15 protein-coding genes are annotated in these 22865 nt (G+C 64.7%); 7 read left to right on the top strand and 8 right to left on the bottom strand.

Annotation, left to right across the window (positions count from 1 at the left end; all coding sequences use genetic code 11):
• Positions 1-164 precede the first annotated feature (164 nt).
• Positions 165-1073, top strand: coding sequence for a methylglyoxal synthase (locus HMCN_RS0112010; RefSeq protein ID WP_025917627.1), 909 nt, complete (start codon positions 165-167; stop codon positions 1071-1073).
• Positions 1074-1124: 51 nt separating this feature from the next.
• On the opposite strand, the gene HMCN_RS0112005 is transcribed toward HMCN_RS0112010, so the two are convergent.
• Positions 1125-2339, bottom strand: coding sequence for an amino acid aminotransferase (locus HMCN_RS0112005; RefSeq protein WP_025917626.1), 1215 nt, complete (start codon positions 2337-2339; stop codon positions 1125-1127).
• A 141-nt stretch (positions 2340-2480) separates the two neighbouring features.
• On the opposite strand from HMCN_RS0112005, the gene uvrB reads away from it, so the two are divergent.
• Complete coding sequence (gene uvrB, locus HMCN_RS0112000) at positions 2481-4580, top strand: excinuclease ABC subunit UvrB (protein ID WP_025917625.1); 2100 nt, start codon at positions 2481-2483, stop codon at positions 4578-4580.
• An 83-nt stretch (positions 4581-4663) separates the two neighbouring features.
• Here the strand turns inward: uvrB and HMCN_RS0111995 are convergent, their stop codons facing one another.
• The 6 genes from HMCN_RS0111995 to HMCN_RS0111970 form a co-directional block, all read right to left on the bottom strand.
• Positions 4664-5461, bottom strand: a complete 798-nt coding sequence (locus tag HMCN_RS0111995) for a hypothetical protein (RefSeq protein WP_025917624.1) — start codon at positions 5459-5461, stop codon at positions 4664-4666.
• 28 nt (positions 5462-5489) lie between these two features.
• Entirely contained in the window at positions 5490-6740 is a 1251-nt protein-coding gene (locus HMCN_RS0111990) for an Hsp70 family protein (protein WP_025917623.1), read from the bottom strand.
• Between the two features lie 150 nt (positions 6741-6890).
• Complete coding sequence (locus tag HMCN_RS0111985) at positions 6891-8096, bottom strand: ABC transporter permease (protein WP_025917622.1); 1206 nt, start codon at positions 8094-8096, stop codon at positions 6891-6893.
• Between the two features lies 1 nt (position 8097).
• Positions 8098-10860 (bottom strand): ribosome-associated ATPase/putative transporter RbbA, encoded by a 2763-nt coding sequence (gene rbbA / locus HMCN_RS0111980; protein WP_025917621.1) that lies wholly within the window; start codon positions 10858-10860, stop codon positions 8098-8100.
• Complete coding sequence (locus HMCN_RS0111975; protein WP_025917620.1) at positions 10857-11930, bottom strand: HlyD family secretion protein; 1074 nt, start codon at positions 11928-11930, stop codon at positions 10857-10859. Before HMCN_RS0111975 ends, rbbA begins: the two co-directional genes overlap by 4 nt.
• A complete protein-coding gene (locus tag HMCN_RS0111970) occupies positions 11927-13369 on the bottom strand; it encodes an efflux transporter outer membrane subunit (RefSeq protein WP_238552138.1) in 1443 nt (480 codons plus the stop codon). Before HMCN_RS0111970 ends, HMCN_RS0111975 begins: the two co-directional genes overlap by 4 nt.
• Positions 13370-13607: 238 nt before the next feature.
• Here HMCN_RS0111970 and HMCN_RS0111965 point away from each other — a divergent pair, with 238 nt between their 5' ends.
• The 3 genes from HMCN_RS0111965 to HMCN_RS0111950 all read left to right on the top strand — a co-directional run bounded on the left by HMCN_RS0111965 (position 13608) and on the right by HMCN_RS0111950 (position 17814).
• Positions 13608-13907 (top strand): hypothetical protein, encoded by a 300-nt coding sequence (locus tag HMCN_RS0111965; protein WP_025917618.1) that lies wholly within the window; start codon positions 13608-13610, stop codon positions 13905-13907.
• An 85-nt stretch (positions 13908-13992) separates the two neighbouring features.
• Complete coding sequence (locus HMCN_RS0111960) at positions 13993-16806, top strand: AMP-binding protein (protein ID WP_238552135.1); 2814 nt, start codon at positions 13993-13995, stop codon at positions 16804-16806.
• 381 nt (positions 16807-17187) lie between these two features.
• On the top strand, positions 17188-17814 hold the full coding sequence (locus tag HMCN_RS0111950) for a SagB/ThcOx family dehydrogenase (protein WP_025917616.1): 627 nt from the start codon (positions 17188-17190) through the stop codon (positions 17812-17814).
• 105 nt (positions 17815-17919) lie between these two features.
• Here HMCN_RS0111950 and HMCN_RS19330 read toward each other — a convergent pair whose 3' ends face one another.
• Positions 17920-18207: a hypothetical protein gene (locus HMCN_RS19330; RefSeq protein ID WP_155837550.1), complete on the bottom strand. Its 288-nt coding sequence runs from the start codon at positions 18205-18207 to the stop codon at positions 17920-17922.
• Here HMCN_RS19330 and HMCN_RS0111940 point away from each other — a divergent pair.
• Both HMCN_RS0111940 and fdhF read left to right on the top strand, forming a co-directional pair.
• A complete protein-coding gene (locus HMCN_RS0111940) occupies positions 18206-19939 on the top strand; it encodes an NADH-ubiquinone oxidoreductase-F iron-sulfur binding region domain-containing protein (RefSeq protein WP_025917614.1) in 1734 nt (577 codons plus the stop codon). The genes HMCN_RS19330 and HMCN_RS0111940 overlap by 2 nt on opposite strands.
• The gene (fdhF, locus tag HMCN_RS0111935; RefSeq protein ID WP_025917613.1) at positions 19936-22764 is read left to right on the top strand and encodes a formate dehydrogenase subunit alpha; all 2829 of its coding nucleotides are present in this window, start codon (positions 19936-19938) and stop codon (positions 22762-22764) included. Before HMCN_RS0111940 ends, fdhF begins: the two co-directional genes overlap by 4 nt.
• The last annotated feature ends 101 nt before the right edge of the window (positions 22765-22865 follow it).

Here is a 22865-nt window from a genome sequence, read left to right as displayed (position 1 = left end):
TTNTTTTTTGTCGCCTATCTGCCGGCAAAACACCGCTTCCGGACTGCAATTACGGTTGCCGATAGCGCCGAATTCAGCCAGCGGCGTCATGCAAATTTCCGGCAGGCAAAAAAGGTTCACGGTAAGATAAGTGCTCTCCCGCTCCCCAGTCAGGTGTATATCCCATGCTCTCAACACAACGCCCATACCGGATTGGCCTGGCCGCCAACCGCGCCCATCAGGATGGGCCGGATTCGCCGTTGGCGCAGCTGCTCCGGCTGAGCCGCCCGGCAATCGAAACCCACCTGAAGGCGGAGCTGGTGGTGGTTGGCCGCACGCTCGATGCGATGCAGGCGAACGGCCTGCTGGCCGGCTATCCGCACCTCACCCGCTTTCCCTACGGGCGCGAAGGCGGCCTGATGAAGCTGGTCTCGCGGATCGTCGATCCGGACCCGGCGCGCACGCTGGACGCGGTGGTCTACCTGATCGACCCGGTCGATCCGTCCTCGATCTTCCCGGAAGCGGTGGCCCTGAAGCGCCAGTGCGTGATTCACAACAAGCCGTTCCTGGCGACGCTGGCCAGCGCGCGCGAATGGCTCGATCTGGAGGCTGTGGCGGCCGGAGCGCCGCCCGACCGCACGCTCGACGCCAGCTACGACTTGGCCCACGAAGGCATCGCCCTGATCGCCCATGATGCGATGAAGGAGCGCATGCTGGCGCTGGCTGAAAAGCATTTCGATCTGCTGGATAAATTTCAGATGCGCTATGCCACCGGCACCACTGGCGGCCTGCTCAATCAACTGGCGCAAAAAATCAAGGGGGAACAGGCGGGCAGGAACTGGGTCAGGCCGTTTTTGAGCGGGCCTTTGGGTGGCGATGCGCAGATCGCCGAACTGATCCTGGAGCGCTCCTGCCGCCGGGTGCTGTTTCTGGAAGACCCGCATGTGGCGCGCCAGCACGAAGCCGACATCCAGCTGCTGGAGCGCGCCGCCCGCACCGTGACCGATTTTGCCACCTGTGTCAGCGACGCACAATGCGCGGACCGCTGGCTAGGCTTGATGCACAAACGCCTGGCAACCATGCCAGGCGTTTGATTCCCGCACGCTGTGCAGGCCGCAATGCCTGCACAACCGAATTACCAAGAATTACAAGACCTTGGCAATCGACGCGATCACGTGACCGATGTTGTGCGAATTCAGCGCAGCCACGCAGATGCGGCCGGTATCGACTGCATACACCGAGAACTCCTCGCGCAGGCGATCGACTTGCGCCTTGGTCAGGCCCGAGTACGAGAACATGCCGCGCTGCTTGATGACGAAATCGAAATCATTCGATGGCGCTGCCTCTTTCAACCGGCTCACCAGCAATTGACGCATCTCGCGGATGCGCACCCGCATCCCGGCCAGCTCTTCTTCCCACAGCGCGCGCAGTTCCGGCGTCGCCAGTACGGTGGCAACCACCTGGCCGCCGTGGGTCGGCGGATTCGAATAATTGGTGCGGATCACGCGCTTCAGTTGCGACAGCACGCGCGCGGCTTCCTCGCTGGTGGCGGCGACAATGCTCAGTGCGCCGACCCGTTCGCCGTACAGCGAGAACGACTTGGAAAACGAGTTCGACACGAACAGCGGGCCGCCGGCTGCGGCAAAGCGGCGCACCACCTGGCCGTCTTCGGCAATGCCGTCGCCGAAGCCCTGGTACGCCATGTCGAGGAAAGGCACCAGGCCGCGCTGCGCCACGACCTGAATCACTTCAGTCCACTGCGCATCGCTCAGGTCGGCGCCGGTCGGATTGTGGCAGCACGCATGCAGCAGCACGATGGCGCCGGCCGGCATGGTTTTCAGCGCAGCCAGCATGCCGGCAAAATTGACGCCGCGTGTTGCTTCGTCGTAATACGGGTAGTTGTTGACGGTGAAACCGGCCGACTCGAACAGCGCGCGGTGGTTTTCCCAGCTCGGGTCGCTGATCCAGACCTGCGCGTCGGGCGAAAAGCGCTTCAGGAAGTCGGCGCCCAGCTTCAGTGCGCCGGTGCCGCCGATCGCTTGCGCGGTCACTGCGCGCTTTTCCTGCACCACTGCGCTATCGGCGCCGAATACCAGTTCCTGCACCGCCTTGTCGTACGCGGCCAGGCCGTCGATCGGCAAGTAGGTGCGCGGCGCGAATTTTTCCATCAGCAGCGCTTCGGCCTTGCGCACGCATGCCAGCAGCGGCACCTTGCCGTTGTCGTCGTAATACACGCCGACGCCCAGATTCACCTTGTTCGGGTTTTGATCGGCATTAAAGGCGTCGGTCACGCCAAGAATCGGGTCGCGCGGCGCCATCTCGATGGCGGAAAATAGGGAGACAGGAAGAGGAGAGTTCATCGTGATAACATCAAAAGTTGGCAGCGAAAGCGCCGAAAGCGTTTCTCGCAGCGGGGTTGGATGGTGCAGAACAAGGCAAACAAAACCGCCATGCGCCCAATAACAGCAAACAGTCCACAATTTTACCAAAGGTCGCATTTCATGGCTGAACTATCCGAAGTTTCCCCTCAAATTGACGAATCCAGAATCGTCACTTTTCCGGATTCTCCGTATCGCCTGTTCCAACCGTTCCCGCCGGCCGGCGACCAGCCGCAGGCGATCGCCAAGCTGGTCGAAGGCATCGAGGACGGCCTGTCGTTCCAGACCCTGCTCGGCGTCACCGGCTCCGGCAAGACTTATACGATGGCCAACGTGATCGCGCGCATGGGCCGGCCGGCCATCGTGTTCGCGCCGAACAAGACGCTGGCGGCGCAGCTGTACAGCGAATTCCGCGAGTTCTTCCCGCAGAACGCAGTCGAATACTTCGTCAGCTATTACGATTATTACCAGCCGGAAGCCTACGTGCCGCAGCGCGACCTGTTCATCGAAAAGGATTCATCGATCAACGAACACATCGAACAGATGCGGCTGTCCTGCACCAAATCGCTGATGGAGCGGCGCGACGTGATCATCGTCGCCACCGTCTCCGCCATCTACGGTATCGGCAATCCGAACGAATACCACCAGATGATCCTGACCTTGCGCGCCAGGGACAAGGTCAGCCAGCGCGACGTGATTGCACGCCTGATCCAGATGCAGTACACCCGCAACGAGATCGATTTCGGGCGCGGCACGTTCCGGGTACGCGGCGACACCATCGACGTGTTTCCGGCCGAACATGCGGAACTGGCGGTGCGCATCGAGATGTTCGACGACGAAATCGAGAGCCTGCAGCTATTCGATCCGCTGACCGGCCGCGTGCGCCAGAAGATCCCGCGCTTCACCGTCTATCCGGGTTCGCATTACGTGACGCCGCGCGCCACCGTGTTGCGCGCGATCGAGACCATCAAGGACGAGTTGCGCGAGCGGCTGACTTTTTTCCGCCAGGAAAACAAGCTGATCGAGGAGCAGCGCATCGAGCAGCGCACCCGCTTCGACCTGGAAATGATGACTGAAATCGGCTTCACCAAGGGGATCGAGAACTATTCGCGCCATCTATCCGGCGCGCAGCCGGGCGAGCCGCCGCCGACGCTGGTCGATTACCTGCCGCCGGACGCGCTGATGTTCCTCGACGAGTCGCATGTGCTGATCGGCCAGTTCAACGGCATGTACAACGGCGACCGCGCGCGCAAGACCAATCTGGTCGATTACGGCTTCCGGCTGCCGTCGGCGCTGGACAACCGGCCGCTGCGCTTCGACGAATTCGAAGCCAAGATGCGCCAGACCGTGTTCGTCTCGGCCACGCCGGCCGATTACGAGAACACCCACACCGGCCAGGTGGTGGAACAGGTGGTGCGCCCGACCGGCCTGATCGATCCGCTGATTGCGGTGCGGCCGGCCAGCAGCCAGGTCGATGATCTGACCAGCGAAATCAGCGCGCGCGTCAAGAAAAACGAGCGGGTGCTGGTGACCACGCTGACCAAGCGCATGGCCGAGCAGCTGACCGAATACCTGAGCGACAACGGCATGAAGGTGCGCTACCTGCACAGCGACATCGATACCGTCGAGCGGGTCGAGATCATCCGCGACCTGCGGCTGGGCACTTTCGACGTGCTGGTCGGCATCAACCTGCTACGCGAAGGGCTGGACATTCCGGAAGTGTCGCTGGTGGCGATCCTGGACGCCGACAAGGAAGGCTTTTTGCGCTCCGAGCGCAGCCTGATCCAGACCATCGGCCGCGCCGCCCGCAACCTCAACGGCATGGCGATCCTGTATGGCGACAAGGTGACCGATTCGATGCGGCGCGCGATCGACGAAACCAATCGCCGGCGCGAAAAACAGATCGCCTTCAATCTTGCCAACAACATTACCCCGGTCGGCATCAAGAAGAATATCCGCGACCTGATCGACGGCGTCTACAGTCCGCAGAGCCAGGAAGAAGCGCGCGCAGTACTGCAGGTCTCGCAGGAGCACGCGAAGTTTGAAGCGATGAGCGAGAAGCAAGTCAGCCGCGAAATCAAGCGGCTGGAAAAGCTGATGCACGACCACGCGAAGAATCTGGAATTCGAACAGGCGGCGCGGGTGCGCGATCAGCTCAGCCTGCTGAAAGACCAGGTGTTCGGCGCACACGGGGAAGACCATATCGCGCCGGTCAGTCCGTAAATATACTCAATCCCGTATATTTAATTAGCGCAATGAAAATATGCGTGAAATCGCATGTTTTAAAAATAAAACCTGGAGTATGCCTATTTCTGCAGCAAATGCAGCGGCCCGAACAGCGCCTGCATCTGCGCATGGGCGATGAAGGACAGGTTGTACGGATGCTCGGACAGCGCCTGCGGAAAGGCCTCGATCACCCGCAACGGCTGCAGCCGTTCGGCAATCTTGCCCCACAACACCAGCGTCGGCGCCGCAGCGCCACGCTCTGCGGCGCGCGCCGCCAGCGCCTGCAGCACCACTTCCAGAAAAGGCAGCCAGGCGCGCGCATCCCTGACTGGCGCCACGTCGGTGCGGAACACCAGCGACGCATTCAGCAGCAGGAAACCCTGCGCCAGCAGGTTGCGCTGCAGGTCCGCCAGCGTCTGCACCAGCGGCGAGCCGATCGCGCGCGCGCGCGCAGCCACCAGCGCGATTGCCGCGCCTGAGGTATGTCCCGGCTGCAGCTGGCCGTCCGCCACCAGCAGCATCTTGATGAAATTGCGCAGCGAAGTCGCCTTGTTGACCGGCTTCGACAAGCCGCCGTCCGGCTGATCCGACCACAAACCCGCCACCGCGCCGTCCATGAAGCACACGCCGGTCGCGCTCTCGGCACGCGGATACGGGCCCTCGCCCACCAGCACATAGCGCACCGCATCCAGCGGTTGCGCAAATGCCGCGAACAGCCGCCCTTGCGTCGGCAGATACGCGCTATTCACCAGCGTCGGCAAATATCCGGCATCGGCGCGCGCCACCGCCTGCAAGCCATCCAACAGTATCGGCCGCCAGGACGGATGGGTGCCGGCCAGCGCATCCAGGATTGCTGCAGGAACCGCCGCATTCGTCATATTCGTGATCTCTCAGCCAGGAATGAAATCAAGCAAACTTGCGCTGCGCATCCAGCGCCAGGCCGGCGCCAATGCTGCCGAAGCGGTCGCCTTCGACTTGCCGGGCGGCCGGCACCACTGCGGCGATCCTGTCCCGCAGCAGGCGCACGCCGCTGGAGCCGCCGGTGAAGAACACGGTGTCGATCGCAGCGGCCGTGATGCCGGCATCGCGCAGCAAGCTGGCGACCGTGCTTTCGATGCTGCCGACCATGCCGCCGATGGCGCCATCGAAATCCGCCCGGCCAATCGTCAGCGTCTGGCGCGGCGACATGCGGTCCAGATCGAGCCGGGTCAGGTCGGCCTCCGACAGCGCGATCTTGCCCAGTTCCATCTGGCCGGCCAGCCAGTGGCCGGCGCGCTGGTCGATCAGTGCATGCAGGCTGTCGAGCCGGTCGCGCGCGACCGCGTCGCGATAGATATCCTGCAGCTGGGCCCGGGTTTTCTGGGTGTAAGCCAGATTGATGTTGTGCCAGGTGGCCAGATTGAAATAAATGCTGGACGGTATCGTGCCGCCGTTATTCAGCATACTGCCGTAGCCCAGCAGCGGCATCGCGCACGCCAGACTGAGATATTTGTCGAAATCGGTGCCGCCCAGATGGACGCCGCCGGTGGCCAGAATATCGCTTCTGCGATCCAGCTTGGCGGCGCGCTGCGGCGCCAGCCGCACCAGCGAAAAGTCCGAGGTACCGCCGCCGATATCGGCAACCAGCACCAGCTCTTCGCGCCCGATCTGCGACTCGTAATCGAAGGCGGCGGCAATCGGCTCGAACTGGAAATCGATTTCCCGAAAGCCGACCATCTGCGCGACTTCGGCCAGCGTATCCTGCGCCAGCCGGTCGGCCTTCGGATTGCCGTCGACGAAAAACACCGGCCGCCCCAGCACCGCGCGGCTGAACGTGCGCCCGGCGCTGGCTTCGGCGCGGCGCTTCAGTTCGCCGATGAACTGCGCCAGCAGCGCCTTGAACGCCATCGCGTTGCCCTGAATCTCGGTCTGGCCGTCCATCAGGCTGCTGCCGAGCAAGCTCTTCATCGAGCGCATCAGCCGCCCTTCCGCCCCGCCCAGATAACCGGCCAGCGCAGCGCGGCCGTACTGCACGGTATCGTCTTCGGCATTGAAGAAAATTACCGACGGCAAGGTCGGCTTGCCATCTTCCAGCGCCAGCAAGGCCGGCTGGCCGGGACGGCTCCAGCCCACGGTGGAATTGGAGGTTCCGAAATCAACTCCGCATGCGTCTGCCATGGCACTCTCATGAACCCAAAGGGGCGACATGATAAGCGATCCAGCGCCCGCTGTCTGCATGAATCTTCACATCGCTGCTTGCCGAACGGACCGCTGTTCGATGGCAGTCGATTCTCGTGGCTGGGACCTTATGTTGGCACAATGAACCTGTCAGGCCATCTGCCCGATGGTCTTGCGAAAACGTGCCAGGGATAGGGCGAAAAGAACCGAGCCGATCACCAGCAGCGCTGCGAAAGACTGCCACACGACCTCTATCCCCGCGCCACGGTAGAGGATGGCCTGGCTCAGCTCGGTAAAGTGGGTGGTGGGCGCGAGCGACATGACCTGCTGCACCCAGACCGGCATGCTCTCGCGCGGGGTCATGCCGCCGGAGAGCATTTGCAGCGGCATCATGGTCAGCATCATCAGCAGGCCGAACTGCGGCATGCTGCGTGCCAGCGTGGCCATGAAGATGCCCATGGATGTGGTGGCAAACAAATGCAGGGCAGCCCCCACCAGGAACAACCCGAGGGAGCCTTCGATCGGCACCCGCAGCACTCCCTGGATTACCACCGTGAGCGACACCCCGGCGGCCAGCAACACCACCAGCGCCATGGCCCAGATCTTGGCCAGCATGATTTCGGTCGGCGTTACCGGCATCACCAGCAGATGCTCGATCGTTCCGTGCTCGCGCTCGCGGATCAACGCCGCTCCGGTCAGGATGATGGACAGCATGGTGATGTGGTTGATCACCTCCATCAGGGAGCCGAACCACGACGGCTGCAGCGCCGGATTGAAGCGCATGCGCGTGGCCAGCTCCACCGGCATGGTTGCGGTGCCCCGATGGCGCTGTGCGAATTCATTGACCTCGCCCATCACGATCTGCTGGATGGCGCCGTTGCCCGCAAAGGACTGGCTCATGCGCGTGGCGTCGATGTTGAGCTGCAGTTGTGGAGATTTTCCGGACAGCACATCCTGCTGGAAGTCGGGCGGAATGACCAGCACGAAAGTGAATTTCCCCGAGTCCAGTCCGGGGTCCACCTCGGCATTGCTGATGCGCGCTGGCGTAACGAAATTGGGTGGATAAAACGCCGATGCGATCCGCGCCGACAAGGCCGAGTCATCCTCGTCCACAATGGCAAGAGGGGCCTGGTGCAGCGTCTCCGGCATGGCTGTGCCCGCCACATAGATTCCCAGCGTGAAGCTGTAAACGATGAGCACCAGCATCATCGGATCGCGCCACAGGCTCCACAATTCCTTGATGCCCAGGCGGTAAATGTTCGCGAGATGGCGGCGCCAGGACGCGCCGGGCCGCCCCAGGCGGACGGTAGCCCCCTCGGAGGGCCGCGAACGCAGTGAGCGTGGGGGCCGTTTCATGTCAGGTTTCCTGCTTCTTGAGCAGAACGATCGATGCGCCGAGGATCACGGGCACGGCCACCAGTAAGGGCCAGAAGGCATATTTCAGGTCGGCGAAGCCCAGCGCCTTGCTGAACACGCCCCGACTGATGTTGAACATGTAGGTAGCGGGGTAGATCTGGCCGATCAGGCGGCCGCCGCCTTCGAGCGAGGATACCGGGTTGATCAGGCCGGCGAACTGCACCGCCGGCAGGATCGTGCCGAGCATGGCGAAGAACATGGCGGCGATCTGGCTGCGCGTGACGGTGGACGCCAGCAACCCCATGCCGGTGGAGCAAAGGCTGAACAGCAGGGCTGCCAGCGCCAGCGTCCAGAAGCTGCCGGTGATGGGCACGCCAAACACCGTCACGGCCGCCAGGCACATGAGCCCGAAGTTGAGCATGGCCAGCGCCACGTAAGGCAGCTGCTTGCCCAGCAGGAACTCGGTGCGTGTCGTGGGCGTGACGTACAGGTTGATGATCGAGCCGAGCTCTTTTTCACGCACCACCGCCAGCGCGGTCAGCATCGCCGGCAGCATCAGCAGCAGCATCGGAATCACCGCCGGCACCATGGCGGGCAGGCTTTTCACATCGGGGTTGTAGCGAAAGCGCGTTTCCACGCTGCTCGTGCTGGCCAGCTGCATGCCGGCGCGCTCATGCAGCTGTTGCGCAACCCACTGCTGGTGCATGCCCTGCACATAGCCGCTCACGGTCTCGGCGCGCTGGGGCATCGCGCCGTCGACCCAGGCGCCGATCTGCACCGGTCGGCCGCGCGCGACATCGCGCGCGAAGCCCGCTGGAATCTCCAGGGCCAGCGACAGCTCGCCGTTGCGCATGCGCCGGTCGAGTTCTGCGTAATCGGCGATGGGCGGGCGCTCTTTGAAGTAGCGCGAGCCCGCCAGGTTGAGCGTGTAGCTCTGGCTCAACGCGGTCTGGTCACGGTCCAGCACGGCGTAGCGCAAGTTCTCCACGTCCATGTTGATGCCGTAGCCGATCACGAACATCAGCAGCAAGGAGCCAAGCAACGCCAGCGCGCCGCGCACCGGGTCGCGCTGGAGTTCAAGCGTCTCGCGCCACAGGTAGCTGTAAATACGGGCCAGGCTGCGCTGCACACGTTGGGCCAGGCCCAGTGGCCGGGACGCCTCCAAAACCGGTGCCGGCCCAGCAGCTGCGGTGGGCGTTGCCGGCGCCGGCGCGTCTCCCCCACGGGCCTCCATCAGGTAACCGATGAAGGCCTCCTCCAGTGTGGCTGCTTTGCGCTTTGCCACCAGGGCGGCGGGAGTGTCACTATCCAGCACCCGGCCAGCGTGCATCAGCGAGATGCGGTCGCAGCGCTCGGCCTCGTTCATGAAGTGGGTGGAGATGAAGATGGTGACCTTGTCGCGCCGCGCCAGTTCGATCATCAGGCGCCAGAAGTTGTCGCGCGCAATCAGGTCCACGCCAGAGGTCGGCTCGTCCAGGATCAGCAGTTCGGGCTTGTGCACCATGGCCACGGCCAGCGACAGGCGCTGGCGCAGGCCCAGCGGCAGCTTCTCGGGCAGCATTCCCAGCGTCTCTTTCAGGCCAAAGCGTTCCGCCATTTCGGCCGCGCGCGCCTGGACCTCGGCCTCGGGAACGTGAAACAGCCGGGCATGCAGCACCAGGTTTTGCTGCACCGTGAGTTCACCATAGAGCGAGAAGGCCTGGGACATGTAGCCCACGCGGCGGCGCGTGCTCATGTCCCTGGGGTCCACCACCTTGCCGAACAGCCGCGCCTCGCCTTCGGAGGCTGGCAGCAGCCCGGTCAGCATCTTCATGGTGGTCGACTTGCCGCAGCCATTCGAGCCGAGGAAGCCAAAAATTTCGCCCCGACGGATCCGGAAGCTCACGTGGTCGACCGCCACAAAGTCGCCAAAACGCATGGTCAGCCCCTGGGCTTCAATGGCGATGTCGTCTTGACCGCTCGTATCCAGAGGTGGAATCTCCACGGCGCGGTGGCCACTGCGTTTTTCTTCAGGGAGGAGTGCAATGAAAGCGGCCTCCAGGGAGGCGCTACCGGTATGCGCCAGCAGTTCGCCCGGCGTGCCGGTGGCCAGCACACGTCCGCCGTCCATCGCCACCAGCCAGTCGAAGCGCTGCGCCTCGTCCATGTAGGCCGTGGCCACGATCACGCTCATGCCAGGCCGCCGGCGGCGAATGCCGGCAATCATGTCCCAGAACTGGGCGCGCGCCAGCGGGTCCACGCCGGTGGTCGGCTCGTCCAGAATCAGCAGATCCGGGTCGTGGATCAGCGCGCAGCACAGGCCGAGCTTTTGCTTCATGCCGCCCGAGAGCTTGCCCACCGGGCGACTCAGGAAGGGGAACAGTCCGGTGCTGCGCGTGAGTGCGTCGATGCGGCGGCGGCGCTCTGCGCTGTCGTGCCCGAACAGACGGGCGAAGAACTGCAGGTTCTCTTCGACCGACAGCGTGGGGTAAAGATTTTTTCCCAGACCCTGCGGCATGTAGGCAATGCGCGGGCAGACCGCCTGCCGGTGGCGGACGAGGGCCATGTCGCCGCCCAGCACCTCAACCCGGCCCTGCTGCAGTGCGCGCGCGCCGGAGGCCAGCGCCAGCAGGCTGGATTTACCCACGCCGTCCGGGCCGATCAGGCCGACCATGCAGCCGGCAGGCAGCTCCAGCGTGACGCCATCGAGCGCCGTGGTTGGCCCATAGCGCAGACCCACGCCGTGCAAGCGCACGACCGCAGGCGCGGCGCTAGCCTCGGTCACTGCGCGACCTTCAGCGCCAGCGCGGCGGGCCAGTCGGCCTTCGCGTCAACCTTCACCCAGGCCACGCCGGGCAAGCCTGTCTTGACCTGATTCAGGTGCTTTTGCAGCAGCTCGCGGTCGATCTGCGCCTTGACCCGGAACATCAGCTTTTGCCGCTCGCTGGCAGTCTCCACCGTCTTGGGCGTGAATTGCGCGGTGCTGGCGACGAACGAGACCTTGGCCGGAATGACGAACTGCGGCGCCGCGTCGAGCACGATGCGCACCTCGCTGCCGAGCGCCACCTTGCCCGCCACGGTCTCGGGCAGGAAGAATGTCATGTAGACATCGGACAGGTCGACCAGATTCAGCAGCTTGCCGCCGCCGCCGATCACTTCGCCGGGCTGGACAATGCGGTATTGCACGCGGCCGCTGCGAGGCGCGGTAAGCGCGCTGTCGTCAATGTCGGCCTGGATGCGGGCCACCGTGGCCTCTGCTGCGGTCACCGAGGCGCGTGCGCCCGTCACCTGGGTGCGCGCGGCGGCGATGGCGGCCTGCGCCGCGTTTACCTGGGCCCTGGCCGCCACCAGCGCGGCCTGCACGCTGCGCTCGCGGGCGCGGTCGTCGTCGAGTTCCTGTTCCGACGCGGCGCCTTCGCGTGTCAGCGTCTGCGAACGGGCCAGGCGGCGCTGGGCGGCGTCGAGTTCGCTCTGACGCTGCGCCACCAAGGCCAGGGCGGCCTGCTGGTCGCTCTCGCGCACGGCTACCTGGGCTTCGGCGCTGGCAATGGCGGCCACGGCCTGCTGCTGCCGCGCGAGCGCTTCGTCGCGCGAGGCTTCGAGGGTGTCGATCTGCATGTGGGCCAGCGGCTGGCCGGCGGTGACAAAGTCACCCTCCTTGACCAGAATGTCCTGCACGCGGCCGCCGAGCTTGGAGGCCACATCGATTTCCGTGGCCTCAATGCGGCCGTTGCCGCTCGCGAAACCCTCGCCCGGGCCGTTATGGCGCAGCGTCTTCCAGGCGTAGCCGCCTGCCGCCACGGCAAGAACCACGAGGACAAGGAGGATCAGCCGGTTTTTCAGCGAGGTATTCATGGTGTTTTTGTATGTTCAGGGGCTTGGTGGGCGGATGGGGCGGGGGCGGCCTCCGCGGTAGCCGGCTCCAGCGAGCCGCCGCCCAGCGCCGCATACAGGCTGACGTGGCTGGACAGCAGCGCCCGGCGCGTTTGCACGAGCTGCTGCTCGGCCGCCAGCAGGTCGCGCTGGGCATCCAGAACCTCCAGGTAGGCGGCCGATCCGTTGTCATAACGCAATTGCGATAGCCGCGCGCGTTCAGTCTGTGCCGTAAGGGCCGTTTGTGCGATGCTTACCTGCCGGGCCAGCCACTGGCGCGCAGCGAGCGCGTCGGACACATCGCGGAAAGCGCTCTGTATGGTTTTTTCGTAGTTCGCCACCGCGAGATCGCGGCGCGCTTCGGCCAGGCTGAGATTGTTGCTGCGGCGTCCGCCGTCGAAGAGCGGCACCGAAATGCCGGGCGAGAAAATCCAGGCCCGACTGCCGGAAGCAAACAGGCCGTCGAGCTCGGCGCTGGCGGTGCCGAATGTACCGGTCAGCGCGATGCGCGGAAAAAACGCTGCACGCGCCGCGCCGATGGCGGCATGTGCAGCCTTGAGCTGGTGCTCGGCGGCGACGATGTCGGGCCGCTGGACCAACAGGTCGGATGGCAGACCGGTCTGAAGGCTGGGCAGCATCTGCCGCTCATCCAGGCGCTCGGTCGCCGGCGCAAGATCCAGCGGCGCTCCCACCAGCAGGGTCAGCGCATTCGACTGCAGGGCGCGGGCCTGCTCCAGTTGCGCGCCCAGCGTCTGAGCCTGGGTCAGCAGCGTCTGGACTTGGGTCAGGTTCAGACGCGAAGTGGCACCGACCTCCACCCGGCGCGTGAAAATGCGCAGGCTTTCTTCCCGGCTGGCGGTGGTCTGATGCGCCAGCGCAATGCGTTCGTCGAGTTCGCGCAATGCAAGGTAGCCGTTGGCCACCTGTGCGACCAGGCCAATGGTAACCGCACGGCGCGCCGCGTCGGTAGCCAGGTAGTTTTCCAGCGCGGCATCCTGCAGGCTGCGCACGCGGCCCCAGAAGTCGATTTCCCAGCTGGCCAGGCCCATAGCGACTTGGTACTGGCTGCCCAACAGGGACTGGCCGGTGAGATTCAGCTCGGCCGGCACGCGCGAGCGGTCCATGCCCGCTTGGGCGCCGATGCTCGGGAACTGCTCGGCGCGCTGGATGCCGTAGGCTGCACGCGCCTCTGCCACGCGCAGCACGGCGGTGCGCAGGTCGCGGTTGTTCTCCAGCGCTTGTGCAATCAGTTCTTGCAGGCGCGGATCGGTGAAGTAGTCGCGCCAGCCGATGATGCGCGCTGCAACAGGGCCTTCTTGCGCGGCATCAGTGGCATAGCGCGAGGCCACGGAAAGCGCCGGTGCTGCATAGGGCGGCGCCATCGAGGCGCAGCCAGCCAGCACCAAAGCGGCGGCCGTCATGGCGCATGGGGTGCGTCGTGGCAGTCTGGCTTGGATCTTGGTATCCAGCTTGCCAGCCATCAATGCCTCAGTACTGGAAGTGGTTGGCCTGATCGCTCCGCAATAGACACGACCCAACGCATCGCCCGGCAGAGTTCCGGCCCGTTTTTCAATCTGGGTGTCGCCATCGCCATCCTTCCTGAGACCTGGAAACTGCTGCGCCGAGTCCGGCCCCTTGGGGATGAACTGCCGATTGAGCATGTTACTGATCGACAGCCCTTCCCTTCCGCAACGGCTGTTCGGCGACCACGAAACTCACATTCTACGGGGCAAGGACAACTTGCGCAAAGCGATCCCGGATGCAGCGCAGGACAGTCGCGCGCTGCCGAACCGCATGGAAGCCCTTGATGGCCGCACCGGCATCGGTTTTGATGCTGCTGACTGGCCGGGCTTCGCTGCCGACCCGGGTGCAATCAAAGGCAAACAGGATCTTTCGGCGGATAAATTCTGGCATGTCCGGCAGACAGCCGATAGAAGCTGGCGCACAATGAACGCGTAGTCTTGCAAGCCGCAGCAAAGCGATGGCCGCGCTGCGTCCTTCGTCAAAAAATTCAAATGCCTGGATTATTCCGATAGGAATCACCGTGAGTGAACCTGCCGCCCCCGACGCCGGAATACCGGCCAGCGAACGTATGCTGGCGGTAGTGCGACAGCTGGCCGATGACACGCATCCAGGCCATTCCCACCAAGTCACGCTGCGCACCTCCTTTGAAAAAGACTTGGCGCTCGACAGCCTGGCACGAACGGAACTGATGCTGCGCGTCGGAAAGGCATTCGGGGTCGAGCTGCCTGCCGCAGCGCTGTCGGATGCCGACACCCCGCGCGATCTGCTGCGCTTTCTCGGACAGGCCGCGCAGGAGCAGGAACCTCAGTTTGCAGGCGCATTGGACGATACGCAGACGGCCGGCGTGCCCGACAGCGCGCAAACCCTGCTGGAGGTGCTGGAATGGCACGTCGCGCAGCAGCCGCAGCGGGTCCACATCTTGCTGCATGACGAGCAACATAGGGAGCACCCGATCCGCTACCGCGACCTGCATGACGCCGCACGTGCCGTCGCCGCCGGCCTGACCGCGCAGGGGCTGCAACCGCGGCAGACCGTGGCCTTGATGCTGCCGACCGGGAACGATTATCTGGCCAGTTTTTTCGGCGTGATGATGGCCGGCGGGATTCCGGTGCCGATCTATCCGCCGGCGCGGCTGGCGCAGATCGAAGACCATCTGAAACGGCACGCGCACATCCTGTCGAATGCCGAAGCGGTGCTCATCATCACCGTGGCGCTGGCCAAGCCGGTGGCCCGCATGCTGCAGGCGGCGGTGCCGAGTCTGGCCGCCATCGTCACGCCGCAGGAATTGACCACGCAACTGACCACCCAAGCTGCGCCGCATTACCGCCCGCAGCCGGATGACATCGCGTTTCTGCAATATACCTCCGGCAGCACCGGCGACCCGAAGGGCGTGGTGCTGACGCACGCCAACCTGCTGGCCAACATCCGGGCGCTGGGGCAGGCGGCGCAGGTCGCGGCAGACGACGTGTTCGTGTCGTGGCTGCCGTTGTACCACGACATGGGCCTGATCGGCGCCTGGTTCGGCTCCCTGTACCACGGCATTCCGCTGGTGCTGATGTCGCCGCTGGCCTTTCTGGCGCGGCCGATGCTGTGGCTGCAGATGATTTCGCGCCACCGCGGCACCCTCTCGTCGGCGCCGAACTTCGCCTATGAACTGTGCGTGCGCCACATCGACAGCGCCGCGCTGGCGCAGCTGGACTTGTCGTCATGGCGGCTGGCGTTCAACGGCGCCGAGCCGGTCAGCGCCGCCACGCTGGCATCGTTCGCGGCCTGCTTTGCGCGCTGCGGCCTGCGCCCGCAGGCCATCACGCCGGTGTACGGCCTGGCCGAGTCCTCGGTCGGACTCACCATGCCGCCACCGGGGCGGGGGCCGCGCATCGACCGCATCCTGCGCGGTCCGTTTGCGCACGATGGCAAGGCGCTGCCTGTCGCCGCTGCTGCTACTGCTGCCGACACCCTGTCGATCCCGTCTTGCGGGCACGCCTTGCCCGGGCACCAGGTCAGGATCGTCGATGAAACCGAGTACGAGTTGCCGGAACGCCAGGTCGGACGGCTGGAATTCCGCGGGCCTTCCGCGACATCCGGCTACTACCGCAATCCGCAGGGGAGCGCCAGGCTGTTTCACGCTGGCTGGCTCGATTCGGGCGATTATGCGTACATGGCCGAAGGCGAAGTCTTCATCACCGGGCGCGTCAAGGACCTGATCAAGCGCGGCGGCCGCAATCTGTATCCGTACGATCTGGAACAGGCGATCGGCACGCTGCCGGGCATCCGCAAAGGCTGCGTGGCGGTGTTTGCCAGCGGCGATCCGGCAACCGGCAGCGAGCGGCTGGTGATCATGGCCGAAACCCGCGAACCCGACCCATCGGCGCACGCCGGCCTGCGCCGCGCACTGAATCAGACCGCGATCGATGTGATCGGTATGCCGGCCGACGATATCGTGCTGGCGCCGCCCCATTCGGTGCTGAAAACATCGAGCGGAAAAATCCGCCGCAGCGCCTGCAAGCAAGCCTACGAGAGCGGCACGCTGCCCAGCCGCGCCGCCGCGCCGTGGCGGCATAGCGCGCGTTTCATGGTCACTGCGCTGCTGGCGCGCGCCACGCTGGCCGCGCGCCAAACCGGCGCATGGGCTTTTGCCTGCTACGCCTGGAGCGTATTCGCCCTGCTCACGCTGTCGTGCGGCGGGCTGATCGCGCTGCTGCAGCGGCCGCCGCTGGGACGGCGCATCGCCCGCACCGCAGCGCGCCTGTTGCTGCGCCTGACCGGCGTCACGATTGCTGCCAGCGGACTGGAACGGCTGCCGCAGTCGCCGCATGTGCTGCTGGTGAATCACGCCAGCTATCTGGATGCGGTCCTGCTGGCAGCCCTGCTGCCGGCGACGCCGGGATACGCGTTCACCGCCAAGCGCGAGTATGCCGGCCAGCGCCTGATGCGCGCCCTGCTCACCGGCCTGGGCGCGCTTTTCATCGAACGCTTTGACATCCGGCGCAGCACCGAGGATGTAGATCTGATGGCTGCTGCGCTGCGGCGCGGCGAGAACCTGCTGGTCTTTCCGGAAGGCACATTCAGCCGCGAAGCGGGACTGAAGCCTTTTCATGCCGGCGCTTTCGCGGCAGCGGCCGCGGCCAATGCGCCGCTGGTGGCGGCGGGGCTGCGCGGCACCCGCAGCGCGATGCGCGACCAGACATGGTTGCCGCACCGCGCTCCGATTGCATTCGAGGTCGGGCCGGAACTCACGCCGTCCGGGGGCGACTGGAACGCCATCACCCGGATCCGTGCGGCAGCGCGCAAGGCGCTGGTGCCGCTTTCGGGCGAATTTGATCCATCGGACTAACGCTGCCGGCGCATCCGCAGCAGACATGGCTTCTTGTTGCAGCCGGGCTGCAACGTGGATGGGGCGCAGCACTGCTTTCGTCAGCTTGCTCCCTGCAAAAACAGGCAGTGGAAGGGGCAAAGCCAAGCCCCTGGTTTTCCGCTGTCCGGGCCTTGCAGATCAATCGGCACAGATACGGTTCGCGTTGCGCACGCACAAATCGATGCACATCCGATCTGCTAACGTGCAGTACCAGGCTGATGGTTGGTTCCATTTTTCATTGCCTGCAAAAAATACTGCTCCCTGCCGATCGGCCGCTGCCGGCTGACGCAATGCAATACGCGCAGACGCTTTCCGCCCGGGAACCGGTCGCCATCTCCACCGACTGAACGAGGAAACGCCATGACCACACCGCACCCGAATGCCAGCCGAACCACGTTGTCATTAATGCCTCTTGTTCCCGTTGCACCGGATCCCGGGCTCTCGGCCTTGGGAATGACATTCATGCAAGTGCTGCAAAAGCGCAAAACGACGCGCGACTTCAGCGATCGCGAAATCAGCCTGGAAACGCTGTCTCACCTGCTCTGGGCTGCATTTGGCATCAACCGCCCGGACGGTGCCCACCGCACTGCGCCATCGGCGAAAAATGCGCAGGAAATCGATATCTATGTCGCTCTGGAACAGGGGCTGTATGTATTTGATCCTTATGCGTTTGCCTTGGCCCCGGTGCTCAAGGATGACATTCGTGCAGCTACCGGCTGGCAGGATTTTGTGCGGGACGCTCCGGTCAATCTGGTCTATGTTGCCGACATGAAGAAGATGGACCCTGCTTCGCGTCAGGAGAGAAAATTCTACGCGGCACTCGATACCGGCCACATCAGCCAGAATGTTTACCTGTTTTGTGCCGCGGAAGGACTCGCGACAGTCGCGCGCGGCTGGGTCGATCGCCCGGCCCTCGCCAAGATCATGGGGCTCGGGCCGGAGCAGCGCATCATCCTGGCGCAATCGGTTGGCTTCCCAAGGGACTGATTGCGGCTTCCTATGCTGCGCTATGGATCCGCAACGAATAAAACCAGAACCGGATCCCCTCACCCCCAACCCTATGGGAGAGCGGGAGAACGCGGCACGATGCAGTCAAGACTGCATCGTGCCGAATCCATCATTGCGCTGTTGCCGGTTCAGCATCTTCCGGCGATGCTGCCCGCAAATATCCATAAAAATTAGATATTGCCGGAGTATATTCAAAATAACTTGAATTTTTGCAGGAATTCTAGTGCGAACTAAAAAATACATAATCCAGTATATTTTCATATCAAAAAATCGGATGGGAGCTTGCCGGCGCACTGTAATCGCGTCAAAATCGCCTTCAATGCAGCGTTGCAAACCGCATATTTCACGGATGCCCGGCATCGGAGACAACATGAAGCAAAGAATCATTCCCATCCAGCCGCAAGCCGTCGGCAAGCAGCGCAAGCGGCAGGCGCCGAAGGGCCGCCGCGTCGATCCTGCGGCGCTGGCCGAGGTGCAGGCGCTGCTCGGCGCCGGCCCTGAATCGCGCCGGCGCGATTTGCTGATCGAGCACTTGCATGCAATCAACGACCGCTTCGGCCAATTGGCGACGCCGCATCTGGCCGCACTGGCGCAGGAAATGCGCATGGCGCAAACCGAAGTGTATGAAGTGGCCAGCTTCTATCACCATTTCGAGGTGGCCAGGGAAGATGCCAATGGCGACGTCAGCGCCCCGCCCGCACTGACGGTACGGGTCTGCGACGGCCTGTCGTGCCAGCTGGCCGGCGCGCAGGCGCTGCTGGAAAAGCTGCCGCAACTGCTCGGCACGGAGATCCGCGTGCTCGCAGCGCCCTGCGTCGGCCGCTGCGAACAAGCGCCGGTGGCGGTGGTGGGCCAGAATCCGCTGCCGCAGGCAACGCCCGCTACAGTCAAGGCCGCGGTCGATGCCGGTGCGGTGCAGCATGCGGGGTCGGCGCATATCGATTACAGCGCGTATCGGGCCCACGGCGGCTACCAGCTGCTAGCCGCCTGCCTGAGCGGCGCCCGGGATGTGGAAGCGGTCATCAAGACGATGGAAGATTCCGGCCTGCGCGGCCTGGGCGGCGCCGGCTTTCCGGCCGGGCGCAAATGGCGCATCGTGCGTGCCGAGCCGGCGCCGCGCCTGATGGCGGTAAATATCGATGAAGGCGAACCCGGCACCTTCAAGGACCGGGTCTATCTGGAGCGCGACCCGCACCGTTTCCTGGAAGGGATGCTGATCGCCGCCTGGGCCACCGGCATGGCCGAGATTTACCTCTATCTGCGCGACGAGTACCACGGCTGCCGCAGCATGCTGACGGCGGAACTGGCCAAGCTCCGTGCCGACCCGGCGCTGCCAAACTTGCCTGAAATCCATCTGCGGCGCGGCGCCGGCGCCTACATCTGCGGCGAAGAGTCGGCGATGATCGAATCGATTGAAGGCAAGCGCGGCCTGCCGCGCCTGCGCCCGCCGTATGTGGCGCAAGTCGGCCTGTTCGGCCGGCCGACGCTGGAACACAATTTCGAAACCCTGTACTGGGTGCGCCAGCTGCTGGAACAAGGCGGCGGCTGGTTTGCCGGCCACGGCAGGCACGGCCGCAGCGGCCTGCGCTCGTTCTCGGTCTCCGGCCGGGTCAAGAAACCGGGCGTGCATCTGGCTCCGGCCGGCATCACGCTGCGGGAACTGCTCGACGAATATTGCGGCGGCATGCAGGACGGCCATGCGTTGTACGCCTACCTGCCGGGCGGCGCATCCGGCGGCATCCTGCCGACGGCCATGAGCGATATTCCGCTCGACTTCGATACGCTGCAGCCGTACGGCTGCTTCATCGGCTCGGCCGCGGTGATCGTGCTGTCGGAGCAGGACAGCGCGGTCGCTGCGGCGCGCAACCTGATGCGCTTCTTCCGGGACGAATCGTGCGGCCAGTGCACGCCGTGCCGGGTCGGCACCGCCAAGGCGCTGCACCTGATCGAGCAGCCCGAGTGGGACATCGCCCTGCTGCAGCAGCTGTCCGAAGTGATGCGCGACGCCTCGATCTGCGGCCTGGGACAGGCGGCGCCGAATCCGGTCGATTGCGTGATCAAGTATTTTCCACACGAACTGAACCGCCCAGCGAGGCCAGCATGAACGCCATCACCCGCAATGCACTGGCGCAGAGCGACGCGCCACTGGTCGATTTCACGCTCAACGGCCAGGCCGTCAGCGGCAAGAGCACTGACACCATCATCCAGATTGCCCAGCGCGCCGGCATCGAAATTCCGCATCTGTGCTACCAGGAAAATCTGGATAGCGCCGGCAACTGCCGCGCCTGCATGGTCGAGATCAAGGGTGAACGGGTGCTGGCGCCGTCCTGCTGCCGCCACCCGACCAGCGGCATGGAGGTCAGCAGCGACAGCCCGCGCGCGCGCAAGGCGCAGCAGATGGTGCTGGAACTGCTGCAATCCGACCTGCCGGCAACCGCCTACACCCGCCACAACGAGCTCGACCAGTGGGCCCGACAGCTGCAGATCGGCAAGCCGCGCTTCAAGCAAACCCGCGCCGCAGTCGAGGCCGATCGGTCGCATCCGGCGATTGCGGTCAACCTCGACGCCTGCATCCAGTGCACCCGCTGCGTGCGCGCCTGCCGCGACGAGCAGGTCAACGACGTGATCGGCCTGGCGTTGCGCGGCGACCGGGCCAGAATCGTGTTCGACATGGACGATGCTATGGGCGCCTCGACCTGCGTCGGCTGCGGCGAGTGCGTGCAAGCCTGCCCGACCGGCGCGCTGATGCCGGCGCGCAATGCAGCGCTGGCCGCGCCCGACAAGAGCGTCGCTTCGGTCTGCCCGTATTGCGGGGTCGGCTGCCAGCTGACCTACCACGTCCGGGACAACAAAATCGCCTACGTCGAAGGGCGCGACGGCCCGGCCAACCACGGCCGGCTGTGCGTCAAGGGCCGTTACGGCTTCGATTATGCGCACCACCCGCAGCGCCTGACGGTGCCGCTGATCCGGCGCGCGGACGCGCCCAAGCGCGGCGATTTCACGATGGACCCGGAACGCGTGATGGACGTATTCCGCGAAGCCAGCTGGGACGAGGCGCTGGCCTTGGCCGGCGGCACGCTGAAGCAAATCCGCGACACCCACGGCAAGAAAGCGCTGGCCGGCTTCGGCTCCGCCAAGGGCAGCAACGAGGAAGCCTATCTGTTCCAGAAACTGGTGCGCACCGGCTTCGGCAGCAACAATGTCGACCACTGCACCCGGCTGTGCCATGCGTCGTCGGTGGCCGCGCTGCTGGAAGGGCTGGGTTCGGGCGCGGTATCGAACCCGGTACTGGACGTGACCAAGGCCGAAGTCATCCTCGTGATCGGCGCCAATCCGAGCGTCAACCACCCGGTCGCCGCCAGCTGGATCAAGAATGCGGTGCAGAACGGCAGCAAGCTGATCGTGGCCGATCCGCGCCGCTCCGACATGGCGCGGCTGGCGCACCGCTTCCTGCAGTTCAGGCCGGATACCGACGTCGCCCTGCTGAACGCGATGATGCATGTGATCGTGGAAGAGAATCTGGTCGATGCAGCGTTCATCGCCGGCCGCACCATCGGCTATGAAGAGTTGAAGCAGAACGTCGCCGGCTACAGCCCGGAGCGGATGGCGCCGATCTGCGGCATCGATGCCGACACCATCCGTTACGTGGCGCGGCTGTATGCGAGTGCGAAAGCCTCGATCATCCTGTGGGGCATGGGCATTTCGCAGCACGTGCACGGCACCGACAACGCGCGCTGCCTGATCGCGCTGGCGCTGATGACCGGCCAGATCGGCCGCCCCGGCACCGGCCTGCATCCGCTGCGCGGCCAAAACAATGTGCAGGGCGCGTCCGACGCCGGCCTAATCCCGATGATGTACCCGAACTACCTGCGGGTCGACGATCCGGCCGCGCAGCAGAAATTCGAGCAGTACTGGGGCACGGCGCTGGACCCGCAGCCCGGCCTGACGGTGGTCGAGATCATGCACGCGATCAAGGCCGGCGCGATCCGCGGCATGTACATCATGGGCGAAAACCCGGCGATGTCGGACCCGGATGCGAACCAGGCGCGCGAATCGCTGGCGGCGCTGGAACACCTGGTGGTGCAGGACATCTTCCTGACCGAAACCGCCTACCTGGCCGACGTGATCCTGCCGGCTTCCGCCTTCCCGGAAAAAACCGGCTCCTTCACCAACACCGACCGGCTGCTGCAGCTCGGCCGGCAGGCGATCGATCCGCCCGGCGACGCCCGCCAGGACTTATGGATCATCCAGCAGATCGCCCAGCGCATCGGGCTCGATTGGCACTACGGCGATGTCTCGGAAGTGTTCGACGAAATGCGCCATTGCATGGACAGCATCGGCGGCATCACCTGGGAGCGGCTGGAGCGCGAGCATGGCGTCACGTATCCCTGCCCGGCCGAAGACGCCCCCGGCGAACCGGTGATCTTCATCGACAGCTTCCCGACCCACAGCGGCAAAGCGCGCTTCGTGCCGGCCGACATCATCCCGGCGGCGGAACGGCCGGACGACGCCTATCCGTTCGTGCTGATCACCGGGCGCCAGCTGGAACACTGGCACACCGGCAGCATGACGCGCCGCACCGCGGTGCTGGACGCGATCGAACCCGATCCGGTGGCGCTGGTGCATCCGCTGGATCTGGCCGCACTCGGCGTGCAAGCCGGCGCGGTGATCACGCTGGCGTCGCGCCGCGGCCAGGTGGCGCTGTATGCGCGCGCCGACGACGGCACCCCGCGCGGCGCGGTGTTCGTGCCGTTCTGCTATTACGAAGCGGCCATCAACAAGCTAACCAATGCGGCGCTCGACCCGTTCGGCAAGATACCGGAATTCAAGTACTGCGCAATCCGCATCGCGCCGGGCGGCGCGGTGGCGCCGCAAGGCAGCTACGGCGGCGGCCAGCTATTGGCGCGCATGGCAGCCGCACCGGAATGAATGACGAAAAAAGCCTGCCGGCGATTGCCGGCAGGCTTTGCTGTATCCGAACCGCAATACGCCTGGAAACATTACTAACAACAGGAGTATGCTAAAAAATA

This window comes from Herminiimonas sp. CN, assembly GCF_000622895.1.
GTDB lineage: Bacteria > Pseudomonadota > Gammaproteobacteria > Burkholderiales > Burkholderiaceae_D > AVCC01.
This window is presented reverse-complemented; position numbering and strand designations above follow the sequence as displayed.